This is a genomic window from Pantoea sp. SIMBA_079 (genome assembly GCF_046940275.1).
Lineage (GTDB): Bacteria > Pseudomonadota > Gammaproteobacteria > Enterobacterales > Enterobacteriaceae > Pantoea > Pantoea borealis.
Genome location: NZ_JAWRYR010000582.1, coordinates 1 through 256 on the forward strand (window position 1 = coordinate 1; position 256 = coordinate 256).

Consider the following 256-nt stretch of genomic DNA (forward strand, 5'->3'; position numbering starts at 1 on the left):
TGGCATCACGCCGGGTGACTGGATATGAAATCATTCCGATTGCAAAGCTTGGCCGTCCCCGGGTCGATGTGACGCTGCGCATTTCCGGTTTCTTCCGCGATGCGTTGCCGGAACAGATTGCGCTCTTCGACAAGGCCGTGCGTGCAGTTGGCGCTCTCGACGAAGATGCCGAGGACAATCCAGTCGCAGTTCGTATGCGGATTGAGCAGGCGCGTCTTGTTGTCGAAGGGGCGGATGAAAAGACAGCGCAACGCCG

General features: G+C 58.6%; 1 protein-coding gene. It reads left to right on the forward strand.

Annotated elements, in window-relative coordinates; translation table 11 throughout:
• Positions 1-256, forward strand: a 256-nt coding sequence (locus SB719_RS21280) for a cobaltochelatase subunit CobN (protein ID WP_412159907.1), incomplete at both ends; no start/stop codon positions are given.